Source organism: Curtobacterium sp. 8I-2 (genome assembly GCF_902506155.1).
GTDB lineage: Bacteria > Actinomycetota > Actinomycetes > Actinomycetales > Microbacteriaceae > Curtobacterium > Curtobacterium poinsettiae.
On sequence record NZ_LR732827.1, the window covers coordinates 1,102,790 to 1,118,950 of the forward strand.

The following is a 16,161-nucleotide window of genomic DNA, read 5'->3' on the forward strand; positions in this document are numbered from 1 at the left end:
GTGCTCATCGGTCGTCCTCGTCGCTCTGGGGGCCGCGCCACCCGGCGACGGGCAGCTGGAACTTCGCGACCAGCCGGTCGGTGAACGGGGCGTCCTTGAGCCGGGCGACGCGCACCGGGTCGGGCGAACGCCGGACCTCGACGCGGGCACCCGGGGGCAGGTCGTGGGTGCGGCGTCCGTCGCACCAGAGCACGCCGACGCCGCTCGTGCGCCGCAGGACCTCGATCGCGAGCGTGCAGTCCGGCCCGACGACGATCGGACGGGCGAACAGGGCGTGGGCGCTCAGCGGCACCATGAGCAGTGCGTCCACATCGGGCCACACGATGGGGCCACCACCCGAGAACGAGTACGCCGTGGAGCCCGTCGGGGTCGACACGACCACACCGTCACAACCGAAGGACGACAGCGGGCGCCCGTCGACCTCGGTCACGACCTCGAGCATCCGCTCACGGGACGCCTTCTCGATCGTGGCTTCGTTCAGCGCCCAGCTCGAGTAGACGATCTGGTTGCCCACGACGACGTCGACCTGCAGGGTGACGCGTTCCTCGACGTTGTACTCGCCGGACAGCGCACGCTCGACCGTCTCGGCAAGACCGTCGCGCTCGCTCTCTGCCAGGAACCCGACGTGCCCCAGGTTCACGCCGATCAACGGAGCACCGGTGTTCCGGACGAGTTCCGCGGCGCGGAGGATCGTGCCGTCGCCGCCGAGCACGATGACGATCTCGAGCTGGTTCGGCTGGACGTCGACGCCCAGGATGTCGACCTTGCCGACCGACGCTTCGGCGCGGCGGATGTCCGCGTACTCGTCGAAGGGCATGACGGGCGTGAGACCGGCGGCGTGCAGGAGGTCGCAGACCTCGACCGCGGCGTCGATCGAGTCGCGGCGACCCGTGTGGGACACGAGCAGGATGTGCCGTTCGTCGCTCATGAAGACCCTTCCGTGAGTTCGGTCGCCCGGACTCTCCATTCTGTCGGATTGCCCCCGACACCGCGCTGGAAGCGGGCCAGGTACTCGTGGTTGCCGTGGGTCCCGACGATCGGCGATGCGGTGAGCCCGCTGGTACCGAGGCCCTGGTCCCACGCCGCCCAGAGCACGTTCATGAGCGCGTCGTTCCGCAGCCCCGCGTCGTGCACGATGCCCTCGCGCACACCGCCGCGGCCCACTTCGAACTGGGGCTTCACCAGCAGCACGAACTCGTCCGCCGGGACGGCCTCGGCCAGCGCCGGCAGCACGAGTCTGAGCGAGATGAAGGACAGGTCCCCCAGCACGAGGCTCGTGTCGGTGGCTGCGTCGTCGAGTGCCAGGTAGTCGGCGCGCGTGAGGTTCCGGGCGTTCGTCCCCTCGACCACGGCGACGCGCTCGTCGAGCGCGATGGTGGGGTGCAGCTGTCCGTGGCCCACGTCGAGCGCGATGACACGGCGCGCACCACGTGCGAGCAGCACCTGGGTGAACCCGCCGGTGCTCGCGCCGACGTCGAGCACGACACGATCGGCAGGGTCGACGTCGAAGGCGTCGAGCGCACCGACGAGCTTCCGGGCTGCACGCGACACCCATTCGTCCGCGGCGTCGACCTCGATCTCGGCGTCTGGCGCGACCGGCGTCGACGACTTGAGGACGGCACGCCCGCCGACGAGCACGCGGCCGTCCTGGATCAGCTTGCTGGCCACGGTGCGCGACCGAGCGAGTCCGCGTGCAGGGAGCAGCGCGTCGAGGCGGACCGGGGTCGCGTCGGGGACGGCTCCGTCCGGCTCAGGCACTCGCGGAGCCGCCGCTCTCGAGCCGCGTCCGCAGCTCGTCGTGCAGCGCGGAGAAGGCGTCGGCGCGATCGACGAGCGGGAGCGTCTCTGCCTCGGCGGTCCGCGCGGCGAAGGCGTCCTGCTGCTCGGGTTCGGCGGACGGCTGCTCGGGGTTCGGCACGTCCGACACGCTACTCGCCGCCGTACAGCTGCGGGTCGACGTCGAGGCCGTAGATGGCCAACTCGGACTCCCAGATGATCGTGGAGCCGGCGCGCAGTCGATCGATGTCCGTCCCGGCGTCGAGCACCCGGACCACGTGCCCGCGCATCGCCACCGTCGAGGTTCCGACGGTCACGTACCGGGTGCCGTCCTCGTCCTCGCGCCGCACCGTCTCCGGGTACGGCTGGGACAGGCCCCGGAGGTCTTCCAGCACGTAGGTGGGACGCGAGCGCTGATCGGCCGCGAGCACCTGCTTGGCCCGGTCGATGCCGGTGAGCACGAGCACGCTCGGGATCCCGACGTCGTTCGCGCCCTTGATGTCGGTGTCCAGCCGGTCACCGATGAACAGGGTCCGACCGCCGCCGAAGCGTTCCACCGCGGTGTCGAAGATCTGCCGCTCGGGCTTGCCGGCGACCACGGGCATGCGACCGACTGCCTGGTGCACGGCGGACACGAGCGTCCCGTTGCCGGGGGCGATGCCGCGCTCGACGGGGATCGACCAGTCCATGTTCGTCGCCACCCACGGCACGTCCTGGTCGGCCAGGGCGAACGATGCCTCGGCCAGTTCCTTCCAGCCGAGATCCGGCGAGAAGCCCTGGATCACTGCTGCGGGAGAGTCCTCGGCGCTCGACGTCACCGTGAACCCGGCTGCCTCGACGATGCTGGACAGGCCGAGCCCGCCGGTCACCAGGACGGTCGACCCGGCCGGCACCAGGGTCGCGAGCAGCTGGACGCCGGCCTGCGACGAGGTGACGACGTCGCCCTCGGACACCTCGAGCCCGTAGCGCTCGAGGTGTTCAGCGACGTCGATCGGGCGGCGCGATGCGTTGTTCGTGATGTAGCCGACCCGCGCCGTGAGCGATGCCCGGGTCAGTGCTTCGACCGCGTGCGGGATCGCGTTGCGGCCCCGGTAGACGACGCCGTCGAGGTCGGTGAGGACCACGTCGACGCCGTCCGTCAGCGACGCCGGGTGCTCAGCCGGCTGCGGAGCCGTCGACGTCGCGGGGGTTGTCGTCGTCGATCTCGCCGGGCTCGTCGGCTGCAGAGGTGTCGTCGTCGAGGTCGTCGACGGCTGGTTCGTCGTCGAGGTCGTCGTCGACATCGTCGGCGGAGTCGTCGTCGCCGCCGTCGAGTGCGTCGGTCGCGACGTCGTCGGTTCCGAGGTCTTCGGCGTCGTCGTCTCCGGCGTCTCCGGCGTCTCCGTGTACTTCGACTTCGATCGTTTCCTCGACCACATCAACTGTCTCCCAAGCGTTGTCGTCCGCGATTTCGGCGAGGGCCGCTACCGCGCGGTCCACTCGGGCCCACCACTCGTCGGCCTCGTCCTGTCGACCGAGCTCCTCGAGCGTGGCCGCGTAAGCACTGTAGAGCGCCGGGGACCACGTGTAGGCGGTGGACGGGTCGAGCTGTGGAATCTCCAGCTCGCCGAGCGCAGCTGTGGGATTCCCGAGGTCGAGACGGGCGCCGGACATGGCGATCGCGAGTTCGACCTGCACCGGTGTCTCGAGGGCCGACCGTTCGACCGAGCGGCCGAGTTCGAGCGCGCGCTCCGGACGTCCTAGGCCGCGCTCGCAGTCCACCATCATCGGCAGCTGGTCGTTGCGACCCGAGATCCGACGGTAGGTGCGGAGCTCACGCAGGGCCGTGGCGAAGTCGCCGAGACGGTAGGCGGTGATGGCAGCGGTCTCACGGACGACACCGACCCGACCAGCACGACGAGCCGCGCTCAGCGCGTGCTGGTTCGCCGTCTCCGGGTCGTCATCGACGAACAGCGCAGCAGCCACCAGGTGACGAGCCACCCAGTCCGCGTTGTCCTTGCTGAGGGTCTTCAGCTCCATGCGGGCGGCCGGGTCGAGGTCGCGCGCATCGATCTCTTCGGGGATCTCCGGGTCCTCGTGACGCGGACGGATGGACTTCGTGCCGTACGGATCGCGGTCTTCCCAGTCGTCGCGGGCCGCTTCGCCGAAGCGCGCACCGGCGTGCCGGGAGCCGTCGCCGAACCGACGACGCTCCTCGCCACCATCGCGGCTGGAACGGTCCGAGGACCCGCCACGGAACGGACGGTCGGAGGAACCACCACGGGTCGGACGGTCGCCGTCGCGACGCGGGCGGTCCGAGGATCCGCCGCGGTACGGACGGTCACCATCACGAGCCGGACGGTCCGAGGATCCCCCGCGGTACGGACGATCGCCATCACGACGCGGGCGGTCCGAACCGCCCTGGAAGGGTCGGTCCCCGTCACGGCGCGGCCTGTCCGAGGACCCGCCACGGTACGGGCGATCGCCATCACGAGCGGGCCGGTCCGAGCCACCGCGGTACGGGCGATCGCCATCACGAGCGGGACGGTCCGAGCCACCGCGGTACGGGCGATCGCCATCACGAGCGGGACGGTCCGAGCCACCGCGGTACGGGCGATCGCCATCACGAGCGGGACGATCGGACGAGCCACCGCGGTACGGGCGGTCACCGTCCCGACGCGGACGGTCAGAGCTCCCACCACGGTACGGACGGTCAGCATCACGAGCCGGACGATCCGAAGACCCACCACGGTACGGACGGTCACCGTCACGACCCGGGCGATCGGCACCACGCGGACCATCCCCGCGCGGCGGACGGCCGGCGGCGCCACGATCACCCTGCCACGAGGGTCGGTCATTGCGGTCGCTTGACCGGAACGAACGATCGCCGTCACGACGCGGAGCGCTGTCCCGGCGGGGAGCACCATCGCGGAACGGACGGTCCCCACCTTGCGGACGATCGCGACGGTCACCCTCGCGACGCTCGAACTCACGAGGACCAGAGGACCACCGGCCGTTGCTCTGGCCGTCACGACGCGGAGCACCATCACGACGGGGGAAACGATCGCCGTCCCGCCGGGGTCGATCTCCGCGGTCGCCGTCGTTCCGCCGCTGATCGTCGTCGTTCGCCACCGTTGCTCCTCATCGCGTGCCCGGTGCAGTGCCTCGGGCGTTCATCCGCTGTGTCGTTGTGTTGGGTGCCGCGTCGGTCGCCCGACGGTGGTTCCAGTCCATCACGAACCGGAGCCGGCGTCGAGTGAACGGCGGCAGAAACAGAAATGGCCACCGGCCCCAACCGAGAACGAGGGTTTCCCCTGCGAATTCTCGATGGAGGGCCGATGGCCACATCTTTCTTACGTTAAGTCCGGCGGCGTCCTACTCTCCCACAAGGTCCCCCTTGCAGTACCATCGGCGCTGAGAGGCTTAGCTTCCGGGTTCGGAATGTGACCGGGCGTTTCCCTCTCGCTATGACCACCGGAACACTCTCGACCAGATCATACATTGGTCTCAAAGCTGTCCCGACTACTGCCCTCCGTGAAGAGGGCAGAGCGGTGTATTCAGTTTCGATTCCCGATCGTCTGNCTGACAATCTTCAATCCAAAAGGAATTGCTTCATGACCCAGTCAGCAAGCCGACCAGGCACGAGGTCAATCAATAAATTGGCATTGACAATGTGCACGCTGTTGAGTTCTCAAGGACCAGACGCACTTGCTCTTCGGCTCGAGTTCGAGCTTCAGCCACAAGGCTTGTGTTCTTGGCTTGCCACCGGTTGTTCGTCGGACCCGGAGGTCCAGTGGCTCATCCCGAGGGGAGAGAACCGGTGGGCTTGTCATCCTAGGCGTCGAAGCGATCCGGCGCAAGGCCCGATCTGAACTTCAGTGGAGGATGGTCCCGCTTGAGGGCCGACGTGCTCTGGGCTTCCGCTCCAGCCGCTCCGCCGCACCTTTGGGGTGACGAGTAAGAACTATACGCAGCCCTGAGCGGGTGCGCCAAGCCAGCTCCCATCCCGGGCGTGTCGCGTTGTGCAACACGCGTCGCCCGGACGCAGTGATGCCCGGTTCCGCAGGGGAACCGGGCATCACGAGAGGTCGAGCGACCGGGGTCAGCCGAGCGTCACACCGGCGAGGGTCTTCTTGCCACGACGGAGCACGAGGACTCCCCCGGGCAGGGCGAGGTCGGACAACGGGGCGGCCGCGTCCTCGGCTCGGACGTTGTTCACGTAGACACCGCCCTGGTCGATCGCGCGGCGGGCCTCGCCGAGGGACTTCACGAGTTCCGTCTCCACGAGTGCCCGTGCGACGTCCGCCCCGGGGTCGAGCGTGACCGACCCCGGCAGCGCGGCGATCGCCGACCGCAGGGTCTCGGGGTCGAGCGCACCGAGGTCGCCGTTGCCGAACAGCGCGGCCGCGGCGTCGATCGCCGCCTGGGTCGCCATCACGCCGTGCACGATCGAGGTGACCTCGAACGCCAGGGTCCGCTGGGCTTCTCGTCGGAAGGGCTCGTCGGCGACGGCCTGCTCGAGTCGTTCGATGTCGGCGCGCGTCAGGAACGTGAACTGCCGCAACCGGGCGATCACGTCCGCGTCCGTCGTGTTGAGCCAGAACTGGTACATCGCGTACGGCGAGGTCATCTCGGCGTCGAGCCAGATCGCGTTGCCCTCGCTCTTGCCGAACTTCGTGCCGTCGGAGTTCGTGATGAGCGGGGTGCCGAGGGCGTGCACCGTGGCGCCTTCGGCGCGACGGACGAGTTCGGTGCCGGAGGTCAGGTTGCCCCACTGGTCCGAACCGCCGGTCTGCAGCGTGCACCCGTACTGGCGCCAGAGTTCGCGGTAGTCGAGTCCCTGCAGGATCTGGTAGCTGAACTCGGTGTAGCTGATCCCCGCATCGGAGTTCAGCCGCGCGGCGACGGCGTCCTTCTTGAGCATCGAGTTGACGCGGAAGTACTTGCCGACGTCGCGCAGGAAGTCGATCGCGGACATCGGGGCGGTCCAGTCGAGGTTGTTCACCAGTCGGACGCCGTTGTCGCCGTCCGGGCTGAGGAACCGCGACACCTGGGTCTGCAGTCGGGAGACCCACTCGGCCACGGTCTCCGGGGTGTTCAGCGTGCGCTCGGCCGTCGGACGCGGATCGCCGATGAGACCGGTCGACCCGCCCACCAACGCGAGCGGCTTGTGCCCGGCGAGCTGCAGCCGGCGCATGGTCAGGAGCTGCAGGAGGTTGCCGCAGTGCAGCGACGGGGCCGTCGGGTCGAAGCCGCAGTAGTACGTGATCGGCTCACCGTCGAGGGCCTCTTGCAGCGCGGCCTCGTCGGTCGAGACCTGCACCAGACCGCGCCACTGCAGTTCGTCCCACACCGAGTCGAAGGCGGGGTCGTTCTGCTGGCGCGTCAGGACGTCGTGAGCGGTATCACTGGACACCCCGCCATCGTAGCGGCGACGGACGACCGGCAGGCGCGGCAGCCGGGAGGCCCGTGGCCGGGTTCACGGGTCGAGGGCACCCTTGTGCCGTCGGTACGTCGAGACCGTGGGGTCACCCGTCAGCCAGAAGCGCCAGGGGTACTGCACCCCGCCGGCGATGCCGCCGACGCCGGTGCGCGGACCGCGGGAGATCCGTGGGACGGCAGCGCCGGCCCGCGGGCCGGGCAGGGTCTCGGACAGGAGCTCGTCGATCACCCGGGCCGGTCCGGCGGAGGCGAGCCGGGCCTCCAGGCCGGGTGCCAGGGTGAGCACGAACGGGCCGGAACCGTCGAGGAGCGACGTGCCGTCGTCCTGCCCGAGGACCGCGCCGAGCGCTCCCCCGAGGTTGCCGGGCCCGCGTGCCAGCGCGACGTCCGCGACCGTCGGACCGCGACGCGCTCGCGCGAGGTCCAGCCCCTCGACGACCTGCGCACCGCGGAGCAGGGAGCCCGACGAGGTGCCGGCCGGCCCACTCACGACGTTGACGCAGGTGTGGATGCCGTACGAGCGGTAGGCGTACAGCGTGCCGGGCGGACCGAAGAGGTGGCGGTTGCGCTCCGTCATCCCCCGGTGTCCGTGTGAGCCGGGGTCGGTGGGGCCGGAGTAGGCCTCGACCTCGGTGATGCGGAGCGCCACGCCGCGCCCCGCGATCGTCGCACCGAGCAGGGCCGGCGCGATGATCGGGGCGGGCTCGGCGAGCAGCGCGGCGATCCCCGGGGTCATCGCGAGAAGGGTGCGCCCTCGGCCAGGTCGCGGACGCGGCGGGTGACGGACGCGAGCTGCTCGGCGACCCGGTCGGGTGCGGTGCCGCCGACGCCGGAGCGCGATGCGACGCTGCCCTCGATGGTCAGGACGGAACGGACGTCGGGCGTGAGGTGCTCGGACACCGACCGGTACTCGTCGTCGGTCGGCTCGTCGAGCTCGATGCCGCGCTCCTCGCAGTACCGGACGAGCGCGCCGGAGACCTCGTGCGCATCCCGGAACGGGACGCCCTGACGGACCAGCCACTCGGCGACGTCCGTCGCGAGCGAGAAGCCCTGCGGCGCGAGCTCGGCCATCCGGTCGGTGTCGAAGGTCAGGGTCGCGATCATGCCGGTGAACGCGGGCAACAGGACCTCGAGCGTGGCGACGGAGTCGAACACCGGCTCCTTGTCCTCCTGCAGGTCGCGGTTGTACGCCAGCGGCAGTCCCTTGAGGGTCGCGAGGAGCCCGGTCAGGTTGCCGATCAGGCGCCCCGACTTGCCCCGGGCGAGCTCTGCGATGTCCGGGTTCTTCTTCTGCGGCATGATGCTCGACCCGGTCGAGAACGCGTCGTGGAGCCGGACGAAGCCGAACTCCTTCGTGTTCCAGAGGATGACCTCTTCCGACAGACGCGAGACGTCGATGCCGATCTGCGCGAGGACGAACGCGAACTCGGCGACGACGTCGCGGGCTGCCGTGGCGTCGATCGAGTTGTCCGCCGGACGGTCGAAGCCGAGCTCCGCGGCGATCGCGGCGGGATCGAGGCCGAGGGAACTGCCCGCCAGCGCACCCGCACCGTACGGGCTGACGCTCGCGCGGCCGGCCCAGTCGCGCAGGCGCTCGAGGTCGCGGACGAGCGGCCAGGCGTGCGCGAGCAGGTGGTGGGCCAGGAGCACGGGCTGGGCGTGCTGCAGGTGCGTGCGCCCCGGCATGATCGCGGCCGGGTGCTCGGTGGCCTGCTGGGTGATCGCGTCGACGAGGTCGATCACGAGCCGCCCGATGCGCCGTCCGTGGTCGAGCATGTGCATCCGGCCGAGGGTGGCGATCTGGTCGTTGCGGCTGCGACCCGCGCGGAGCTTGCCGCCGAGCTCGGGACCGAGGTCGGCGATGAGCAGGCGTTCGAGGGCGCCGTGGACGTCCTCGTCGGAGTCGTCGGGCTGCAGCGTGCCGTCGGCGTGCGCCGCTTCGAGCCGGTCGAGGCCGGCGAGCATGCGCTCCAGCTCGTCGGCGGTCAGGTAGCCCGCGGTGTGCAGCGCTCGGGCGTGGGCACGGGACCCCGCGATGTCGTAGGGCGCGAGCTGCCAGTCGAAGTGCGTCGACTTGGAGAGCGCAGCGAGGGCCGCACTCGGGCCGTCGGCGAAGCGGCCGCCCCAGAGGGCACCGGTGTTGGTGGCGTCGGTCTTCTCGTCGGTCATGTCGTCCTGCGTCGTTTCGTCGGTGCTCGGGCGCGCCGGGGGCGGGGCCGCGGGCTGGTGGTCGGTCCGGTGCGGCTGTCGGTCAGTTCGCCGCATCGCGGCGGGCGGAGATCTTGCTGGGCAGTGACCAGAGTTCGATGAACCCCCTGGACACGGACTGGTCGAACGCATCGCCGGATTCGTACGTCGCCAGGTCGAAGTCGTAGAGGCTCTGCTCGGACCGACGACCCGTCACCGTGGCGCGTCCGCCCTGCAGCCGCAACCGGACGTCGCCGGAGACGTGCTGCTGGGTGTGCTCGACGAAGGCATCGAGGCTGCGCTTGAGTCCGCCGAACCACAGGCCGTCGTAGACCAGGTCGGCCCACTCGGCCTCGACACCGCGCTTGAACCGCGCGACGTCACGCTCGAGCGTCAGGCTCTCGAGTTCCTCGTGCGCGGCGATGAGGGCGACCGCGGCCGGTGCCTCGTAGACCTCGCGCGACTTGATCCCGACCACGCGGTCCTCGACGACGTCGATGCGTCCGACCCCGTGCTTGCCGGCGACGGCGTTGAGCTCCTGCACCATCCGGAGCACGCTGAACCGCTGCCCGTCGAGGGCGACCGGCACCCCGCGGTCGAAGGTGATCGTGACCTCGTCGGCCGGCTGCGGGAGGGCCGGGTCCTGCGTGGTCGCGTAGAGGTCCTCGGTCGGGCCGTTCCACGGGTCCTCGAGGAGACCCGTCTCGACGGCACGACCCCACACGTTCTGGTCGACCGACCACGGCTGCCGCTCGGGCTGCTGGACCGGCAGCCCGTGCTCCTGCGCGTACTGGAGGGCACGGTCGCGGGTGAGGGCGAGGTCCCGCACCGGGGCGATGGTCCGCAGGTCCGGCGCGATCGCCGCGACGGCGGCCTCGAAGCGCACCTGGTCGTTGCCCTTGCCCGTGCAGCCGTGCGCGACGCTGTCCGCACCGAGCTGCTTCGCCGTCAGGGCGAGGTGCTTCGCGATGAGCGGTCGACTCAGGGCCGAGACGAGCGGGTACCGCTTCTGGTACAGCGCGTTGGCTCGGAGCGCCGGCACGATGTACTCGTCCGCGAACTCGTCCTTGGCGTCGACCACGAGCGCCTCGACCGCGCCGCAGTCGAGTGCGCGCTGCCGGATCGCCTCGAGGTCGTCGCCGCCCTGGCCGACGTCGACCACGAGTGCCACCACGTCCTTGCCGGTGCCGTCGCGCAACCGGCCGATCCCGACGGAGGTGTCGAGACCGCCCGAGTACGCGAGGACGACGCGGTCAGCCACTGGTGATCACCCGGTCGGTCAGTCGTTGGCGAGCAGCCAGGCCAGCAGCGCCTTCTGGGCGTGCAGACGGTTCTCCGCCTCGTCCCAGATGATGCTGCGCGGACCGTCGATGACGTCGGCGGTCACCTCGAACCCACGGTCTGCCGGCAAGCAGTGCATGAAGACGGCGTCGGCGGCGGCGTGCGCCAAGAGCGCGTCGTCGACGCGGTACCCCGCGAAGGTGTCGAGGCGCGACTGCTTCTCGGACTCCTTGCCCATCGAGACCCAGGTGTCGGTGACGACGACGTCGGCACCGGCCACAGCGGCCACCGGATCGGTCACGACGAGGACGGAGCCACCCGTCACGGCAGCGCGGTCCTCGGCGTCGGAGACGACCTGCGCCGACGGGGAGAACTCGGCCGGAGCGGCGACGCGGACGTGCATGCCCGCGGTCGCACCGGCGAGCAGGTACGACTGCGCCATGTTGCTCGCGCCGTCACCGATGAACGCCACGGTCTGCCCGGCCAGTGTGCCGCGGTGCTCACGGATGGTGAGCAGGTCGGCGAGGAGCTGGCAGGGGTGGAAGTCGTCGGACAGCGCGTTGACGACGGGGACCGTCGTGCCGGCGGCCATCTCCTCGAGCCCGGCCTGGCCGTAGGTGCGCCAGACGATCGCCGACACCATGCGCTCGAGCACGCGAGCGGTGTCCGACGGGGTCTCCTTGCCGCCGAGCTGGCTGTTCGCCGTCGAGATGATCAGCGGGCTGCCGCCGAGGTCCGAGATGCCGACGTGGAACGACACCCGGGTGCGGGTCGACGACTTGTCGAAGATCACCGCGACGCTCTGCGGACCGGCGAGCGGCTTCTCCGCCCAGCGGTCGGCCTTCATGCGGTCGGCGATGTCGAGGATCGCGGACTGCTCGGACTGGCTCAGGTCGTCGTCGCGGAGGAAGTGGCGGGTCATGCGGTGGGCTCCTGCGCTGCGGCGACGGCCGCGAGGCTCTGGGCGAGGATCGACAGGAACTCGTCGACCTCGGCGTCGGACACGATGAGCGGCGGCGCGATGCGCAGGCTCGACTCGTTGGGGGCGTTGATGATGAGGCCGCGTTCGAGGGCGGCTGCGTTGACGAGCGGGCCGACCGGGCCGGCGAGACCGACGCCGATGAGCAGGCCGGTGCCGCGGACCTCTTCGACCAGCGGAGAGCCGATGGCACGGATACCGTCACGGATGCGCTCACCCTTGACCACCGCGCTGGCGACGAGGTCGGCGCGCTCGATCTCCTCGAGCACGGCGTTCGCCACACGGGTGCCGAGCGGGTTGCCGCCGAAGGTCGAACCGTGCTGCCCGGCCGAGAACAGGTCGGATGCCCAGCCGAAGGTCACGAGGGCGCCGATCGGGAAGCCGCCGGCGATGCCCTTCGCGATCGTGATGGCGTCGGGCGTCACCCCGTGCCCCTGGAACGCGAACCAGTTGCCGGTCCGGCCGACACCCGTCTGGATCTCGTCGAGGATCAGCAGCGCACCGTGCTCCTCGGTCAGCCGGCGGGCGGCCAGCAGGAACCCCTCGGGCAGGTCGACCACGCCGGCCTCGCCCTTGATGGGCTCGAGGATCAGGGCGGCCACGGTGTCGTCGATCGACGCTTCGAGCGCGTCGATCGAGGTGTCGATGTGCTCGACGCCCGGGATCATCGGCAGGAAGTCCTGCTGCAGTGCGGGCTTGCCGGTGAGCGCGAGGGCGCCCATAGTCCGTCCGTGGAAGCCCTGCTTGAGCGCGAGGATCCGCGTCTTCGTGCCGTCGGCGCCCCTGTTGAGGCGGGCGAGCTTGAACGCGGCCTCGTTCGCCTCGGCGCCGGAGTTGCCGAAGTAGACCCGACCCGCGTCCCCCGCGCCGGTGATGCGCTTGAGGCGCTCGGCGAGTTCGAGCTGGGGCGGGGTGGCGAAGTAGTTCGACACGTGCACGAGCTTCGCCGCCTGGTCGGCGATCGCTGCGACGAACGCGGGGTGCGCGTGGCCGAGCGAGTTCACCGCGATCCCCGCGAGGAAGTCGAGGTACTCGTTGCCCTCCACGTCCCACACACGGCAGCCCTGTCCGCGCTCGAGCATGATCTTCGGAGGGGTCAGGGATCGCATGAGCGACGCCCCGAACCGGTCGTTCCAGGTCTCGGTCTGCGTCTCGGTGCTCACTGCTGGTGTCCCTTCTCGTCCGTACCCGCCACGTGCTGGCCGGTACTGCTGTCGATCGACGGCGACGCCACGCGTCGGCCGATCTCGGCGTGGGTCATCTGGTTCTCGGTTCGTCGGCTCGGGTCCGGGATCACCTCGGTGCCCGCGCCCCGCAGGGTGAAGACCTCGAGCAGGATCGAGTGCGGGATCCGGCCGTCGATGATGGTCGCGCCGCCGACCCCGCCGACCACGGCGTCGAGGCACGCGGTCATCTTCGGGATCATGCCCGACTCGAGGCTCGGCAGGAGTTCACGGAGTTCCTCGACGGCGATGAGGTCGACGATCGAGTCACGGTCCGGCCAGTTGCGGTAGAGCCCCGGGACGTCGGTGAGCATCATGAGCTTCGACGCCCGGAGTGCGATCGCCAGGGCACCGGCCGCAGCGTCCGCGTTCACGTTGAGCGCCTGGTCGGGGTGCGCGTCGTCGATCGCGATGCTCGAGACCACCGGGATCCGGCCGGCCTCGATCGCGGCGAGCACACCGGACGGGTCGACGTGGGTGATGTCCCCGACGTGGCCGAGGTCGTACTCCTGCCCGTCGACGACGACGCCCTTCTTCTCGCCGGTGAACAGCGAGCCGCCGTCGCCGAACACGCCGACGGCCAGGCCCTCGCCGTGTTCGTTCATCAAGTCGACGATCTCGCGGTTCACCTCGCCGGCCAGGACGTCACGGACGACCGTGATCGCCTCGGTCGTCGTGACGCGGTAGCCGCCGCGGAACTCGGACTCGATGCCCTGTTCCTTGAGGGCGGCGGAGATCTGCGGACCCCCACCGTGCACGACGACGGGGTGCAGGCCGGCGTAGCGCAGGTAGACCATGTCCTCGGCGAAGGCGCGCTTCAGGTCCTCGTTCACCATGGCGTTGCCGCCGAACTTGACCACGACGACCTTGCCCGAGAAGCGCTTGAGCCAGGGCAGCGACTCGATGAGCGTCGCGGCCTTGACCGCGGCGAACTCGTGCTCTTCTTCCTTCGTGAGGGGCGTGCCGGCCCCGTTCGTGTCGGCCGCCATCAGCTGGAGTACGCGCTGTTCTCGTGCACGTAGTCGTGCGTGAGGTCGTTGGTCAGGATCGTGGCCGAGTGCGTGCCGACACCGAGGTCGATGCGCACGTGGGTGTCGCGCGGGGTCAGGTCAACGCTGTCGCTCGGCTCGTCGGGTGCGCCCGCGTGGCAGACCCGGACACCGTTCATGCTGACGTCCACCGCGTACGGGTCGAACTCGGCGTCGGTGGTGCCGATCGCTGCGAGCACCCGTCCCCAGTTCGGGTCGTTGCCGAAGACGGCCGCCTTGAACAGGTTGTTCCGGGCGACGCTCCGACCGACGGTCACGGCGTCGTCCTCGGTCACGGCGTGCACGACCTCGATCGTGATGTCGTGGCTCGCGCCCTCGGCGTCCTGCTGCAGCTGCCGGGCCAGGTCGGCACAGACCGCGGTCAGGGCTTCCTGGAAGTCACCGACCTCGGGCGTCACGCCGCTCGCACCCGACGACAGCAGGACGACGGTGTCGTTGGTGGACATGCAGCCGTCGGAGTCGACCCGGTCGAACGTGATGCGGGTGGCCGCCCGGAGCGCCTGGTCGAGCTGGTCCGGGGTCTGCACGGCGTCGGTCGTGATGACGACGAGCATCGTCGCGAGCCCGGGTGCGAGCATGCCGGCACCCTTGGCCATGCCGCCGACGGTCCAGCCGTCCTCGGTCACGACGGACTGCTTGGCCTTCGTGTCGGTCGTCATGATGGCGGTCGCGGCGTCCGGACCGCCGTCGTCGCTGAGTGCCGCGCTCGCCAGGTCGACGCCACGGAGCACGTTGTCGCGGAAGGACTGGTCGCCGACGCCGATGAGCCCGGTGGAGCAGACGACGACGTCGCCGGCCCCGATCCCGAGGGCGTCGCCCACGGCCTCGGCCGTCAGGTGCGTGGTCTGGAAGCCGAACGGTCCGGTGAAGCAGTTCGCGCCGCCGGAGTTCAGGACGACGGCCCGGGCCACGCCGTCCCCGACGACCTGGCGGGACCAGATCACCGGGTGCGCCTGGGCGCGGTTGCTGGTGAACACGGCGGCCACGGCCGCGTCGGGGCCGTCGTTGACGACGAGTGCCACGTCCGGCTTGCCGCTGGTCTTCAGGCCTGCAGTCACGCCGGCAGCGCGGAAACCCGCTGCCGCGGTGACGCCCTGGAGGCCCGGCTCGGTCTGGGTGGTCGTGCCTGCGTCGGTCACGGTGCGACTCCGTCCACGCTGAGGCCCGTGGTCTCGGGGAGACCGAGGGCGATGTTCGCCGACTGGACGGCGGCGCCCGCCGTGCCCTTGGCGAGGTTGTCGAGGGCGGTCACCGCGACGACGCGGCCGGCGGCCTCGTCGACGGCGATGCCGACGAGCGCGGTGTTCGCGCCGATCGTGTCGGCCACCCGGGGGAACTCGCCCTCGGGCAGCAGGTGCACGAAGGGTTCGTCGGCGTACGCCTGCTCCCACGCGAGCCGGACGTCACGCGCGCTGACGCCGGGCGAGAGCTTCGCGGTCGTGGTCGCCAGGATCCCCCGCGGCATCGGGACCAGGACCGGCGTGAACGAGATCGTCACGTCGGAGGCGCCCGCGACCTGCAGGTTCTGCTGGATCTCGGGGACGTGCCGGTGCGTCCCCCCGACGGCGTAGGCACTGGCGGACCCCATGATCTCGGAGGCCAGGTAGGTGGTGCTGAGCTTCTTGCCGGCACCACTCGGCCCGACGCTGAGCACCGCGACGAGGTCGTCGGACTCGACGAGGCCAGCCTGGATGCCCGGCTGGATGCCGAGCGTCACCGCGGTGACGTTGCAGCCGGGGACCGCGATGCGCTTCGTGCCGACCAGGGCGGAACGCTGCTTGCCCTGGGAGGCGATGTCGTCGACGTCGCGCCACTCGTCGGCCGAACCCGGAGTGGGAGCCGCGAGCAGGAGTTCGGGGAGACCGTACGTCCACGCGCCGAAGTAGTCGCCGCCGTAGAACCGCTCCCACGCAGCCGGGTCCGTCAGACGGTGGTCCGCGCCGCAGTCGATGACGAGCGCGTCGTCGCCGAGCTCCGCGGTGATCGCACCCGACTGTCCGTGCGGCAGCGCCAGGAAGACCACGTCGTGCCCGCGCAGCGTCTCGGCCGTCGTCTCCGCCAGGGTCAGGTGTGACAGCGAACGGAGGTGCGGCTGGGTCGCGATCAGGGGCTGTCCGGCGTTCGAGAACGCGGTCACCGTCCTGACCTCGAACTCGGGGTGGGCGGAGAGCACACGCAGGAGCTCACCACCCGCGTAGCCGGAGGCTCCCGCCACGGCGACGGATACGGACATGGGATTCCACCT

The 16,161-nt window shown here is 70.4% G+C and carries 14 protein-coding genes and 1 rRNA gene; all 15 read right to left on the minus strand.

From position 1 onward, the window contains the following. Nucleotides 1–4 precede the first annotated feature (4 nt). The gene (locus BOSE127_RS08985) at nucleotides 5–928 is read right to left on the minus strand and encodes an NAD kinase (RefSeq protein WP_017886924.1); all 924 of its coding nucleotides are present in this window, start codon (nucleotides 926–928) and stop codon (nucleotides 5–7) included. Beyond that, nucleotides 925–1,758, minus strand: coding sequence for a TlyA family RNA methyltransferase (locus tag BOSE127_RS08990; RefSeq protein WP_159556952.1), 834 nt, complete (start codon nucleotides 1,756–1,758; stop codon nucleotides 925–927). Before BOSE127_RS08990 ends, BOSE127_RS08985 begins: the two co-directional genes overlap by 4 nt. Continuing rightward, nucleotides 1,751–1,918, minus strand: a complete 168-nt coding sequence (locus BOSE127_RS08995) for a hypothetical protein (RefSeq protein ID WP_156155395.1) — start codon at nucleotides 1,916–1,918, stop codon at nucleotides 1,751–1,753. Before BOSE127_RS08995 ends, BOSE127_RS08990 begins: the two co-directional genes overlap by 8 nt. A gap of 10 nt (nucleotides 1,919–1,928) precedes the next feature. Next, nucleotides 1,929–2,900, minus strand: coding sequence for an HAD-IIA family hydrolase (locus tag BOSE127_RS09000; protein ID WP_200860516.1), 972 nt, complete (start codon nucleotides 2,898–2,900; stop codon nucleotides 1,929–1,931). 31 nt (nucleotides 2,901–2,931) lie between these two features. Beyond that, nucleotides 2,932–3,543, minus strand: a complete 612-nt coding sequence (locus BOSE127_RS09005) for a hypothetical protein (protein WP_235045670.1) — start codon at nucleotides 3,541–3,543, stop codon at nucleotides 2,932–2,934. Between the two features lie 1,574 nt (nucleotides 3,544–5,117). Next, a 5S ribosomal RNA gene (gene rrf / locus BOSE127_RS09010) occupies nucleotides 5,118–5,234 on the minus strand. Between the two features lie 623 nt (nucleotides 5,235–5,857). Beyond that, complete coding sequence (gene tyrS / locus BOSE127_RS09015) at nucleotides 5,858–7,171, minus strand: tyrosine--tRNA ligase (protein ID WP_236559525.1); 1,314 nt, start codon at nucleotides 7,169–7,171, stop codon at nucleotides 5,858–5,860. A gap of 63 nt (nucleotides 7,172–7,234) precedes the next feature. Then, nucleotides 7,235–7,933 (minus strand): DNA-3-methyladenine glycosylase, encoded by a 699-nt coding sequence (locus BOSE127_RS09020; protein WP_017887964.1) that lies wholly within the window; start codon nucleotides 7,931–7,933, stop codon nucleotides 7,235–7,237. Then, on the minus strand, nucleotides 7,930–9,366 hold the full coding sequence (argH, locus tag BOSE127_RS09025) for an argininosuccinate lyase (protein WP_017887965.1): 1,437 nt from the start codon (nucleotides 9,364–9,366) through the stop codon (nucleotides 7,930–7,932). Before argH ends, BOSE127_RS09020 begins: the two co-directional genes overlap by 4 nt. 82 nt (nucleotides 9,367–9,448) lie before the next feature. Further along, nucleotides 9,449–10,645: an argininosuccinate synthase gene (locus BOSE127_RS09030; protein WP_017887966.1), complete on the minus strand. Its 1,197-nt coding sequence runs from the start codon at nucleotides 10,643–10,645 to the stop codon at nucleotides 9,449–9,451. Nucleotides 10,646–10,663: 18 nt separating this feature from the next. After that, nucleotides 10,664–11,587 carry an ornithine carbamoyltransferase gene (gene argF, locus BOSE127_RS09035; protein WP_017887967.1) on the minus strand — a complete coding sequence of 308 codons (924 nt, stop codon included), beginning with the start codon at nucleotides 11,585–11,587 and terminating at the stop codon, nucleotides 10,664–10,666. Continuing rightward, complete coding sequence (locus BOSE127_RS09040; protein WP_159556954.1) at nucleotides 11,584–12,807, minus strand: acetylornithine transaminase; 1,224 nt, start codon at nucleotides 12,805–12,807, stop codon at nucleotides 11,584–11,586. Before BOSE127_RS09040 ends, argF begins: the two co-directional genes overlap by 4 nt. Next, on the minus strand, nucleotides 12,804–13,856 hold the full coding sequence (gene argB / locus BOSE127_RS09045) for an acetylglutamate kinase (protein WP_017887969.1): 1,053 nt from the start codon (nucleotides 13,854–13,856) through the stop codon (nucleotides 12,804–12,806). Before argB ends, BOSE127_RS09040 begins: the two co-directional genes overlap by 4 nt. After that, nucleotides 13,856–15,055, minus strand: a complete 1,200-nt coding sequence (gene argJ, locus BOSE127_RS09050; protein WP_017887970.1) for a bifunctional glutamate N-acetyltransferase/amino-acid acetyltransferase ArgJ — start codon at nucleotides 15,053–15,055, stop codon at nucleotides 13,856–13,858. The genes argB and argJ overlap by 1 nt, the downstream gene beginning before the upstream one ends. Continuing rightward, nucleotides 15,052–16,149 carry an N-acetyl-gamma-glutamyl-phosphate reductase gene (locus tag BOSE127_RS09055; protein ID WP_017887971.1) on the minus strand — a complete coding sequence of 366 codons (1,098 nt, stop codon included), beginning with the start codon at nucleotides 16,147–16,149 and terminating at the stop codon, nucleotides 15,052–15,054. The genes argJ and BOSE127_RS09055 overlap by 4 nt, the downstream gene beginning before the upstream one ends. Nucleotides 16,150–16,161 lie beyond the last annotated feature (12 nt).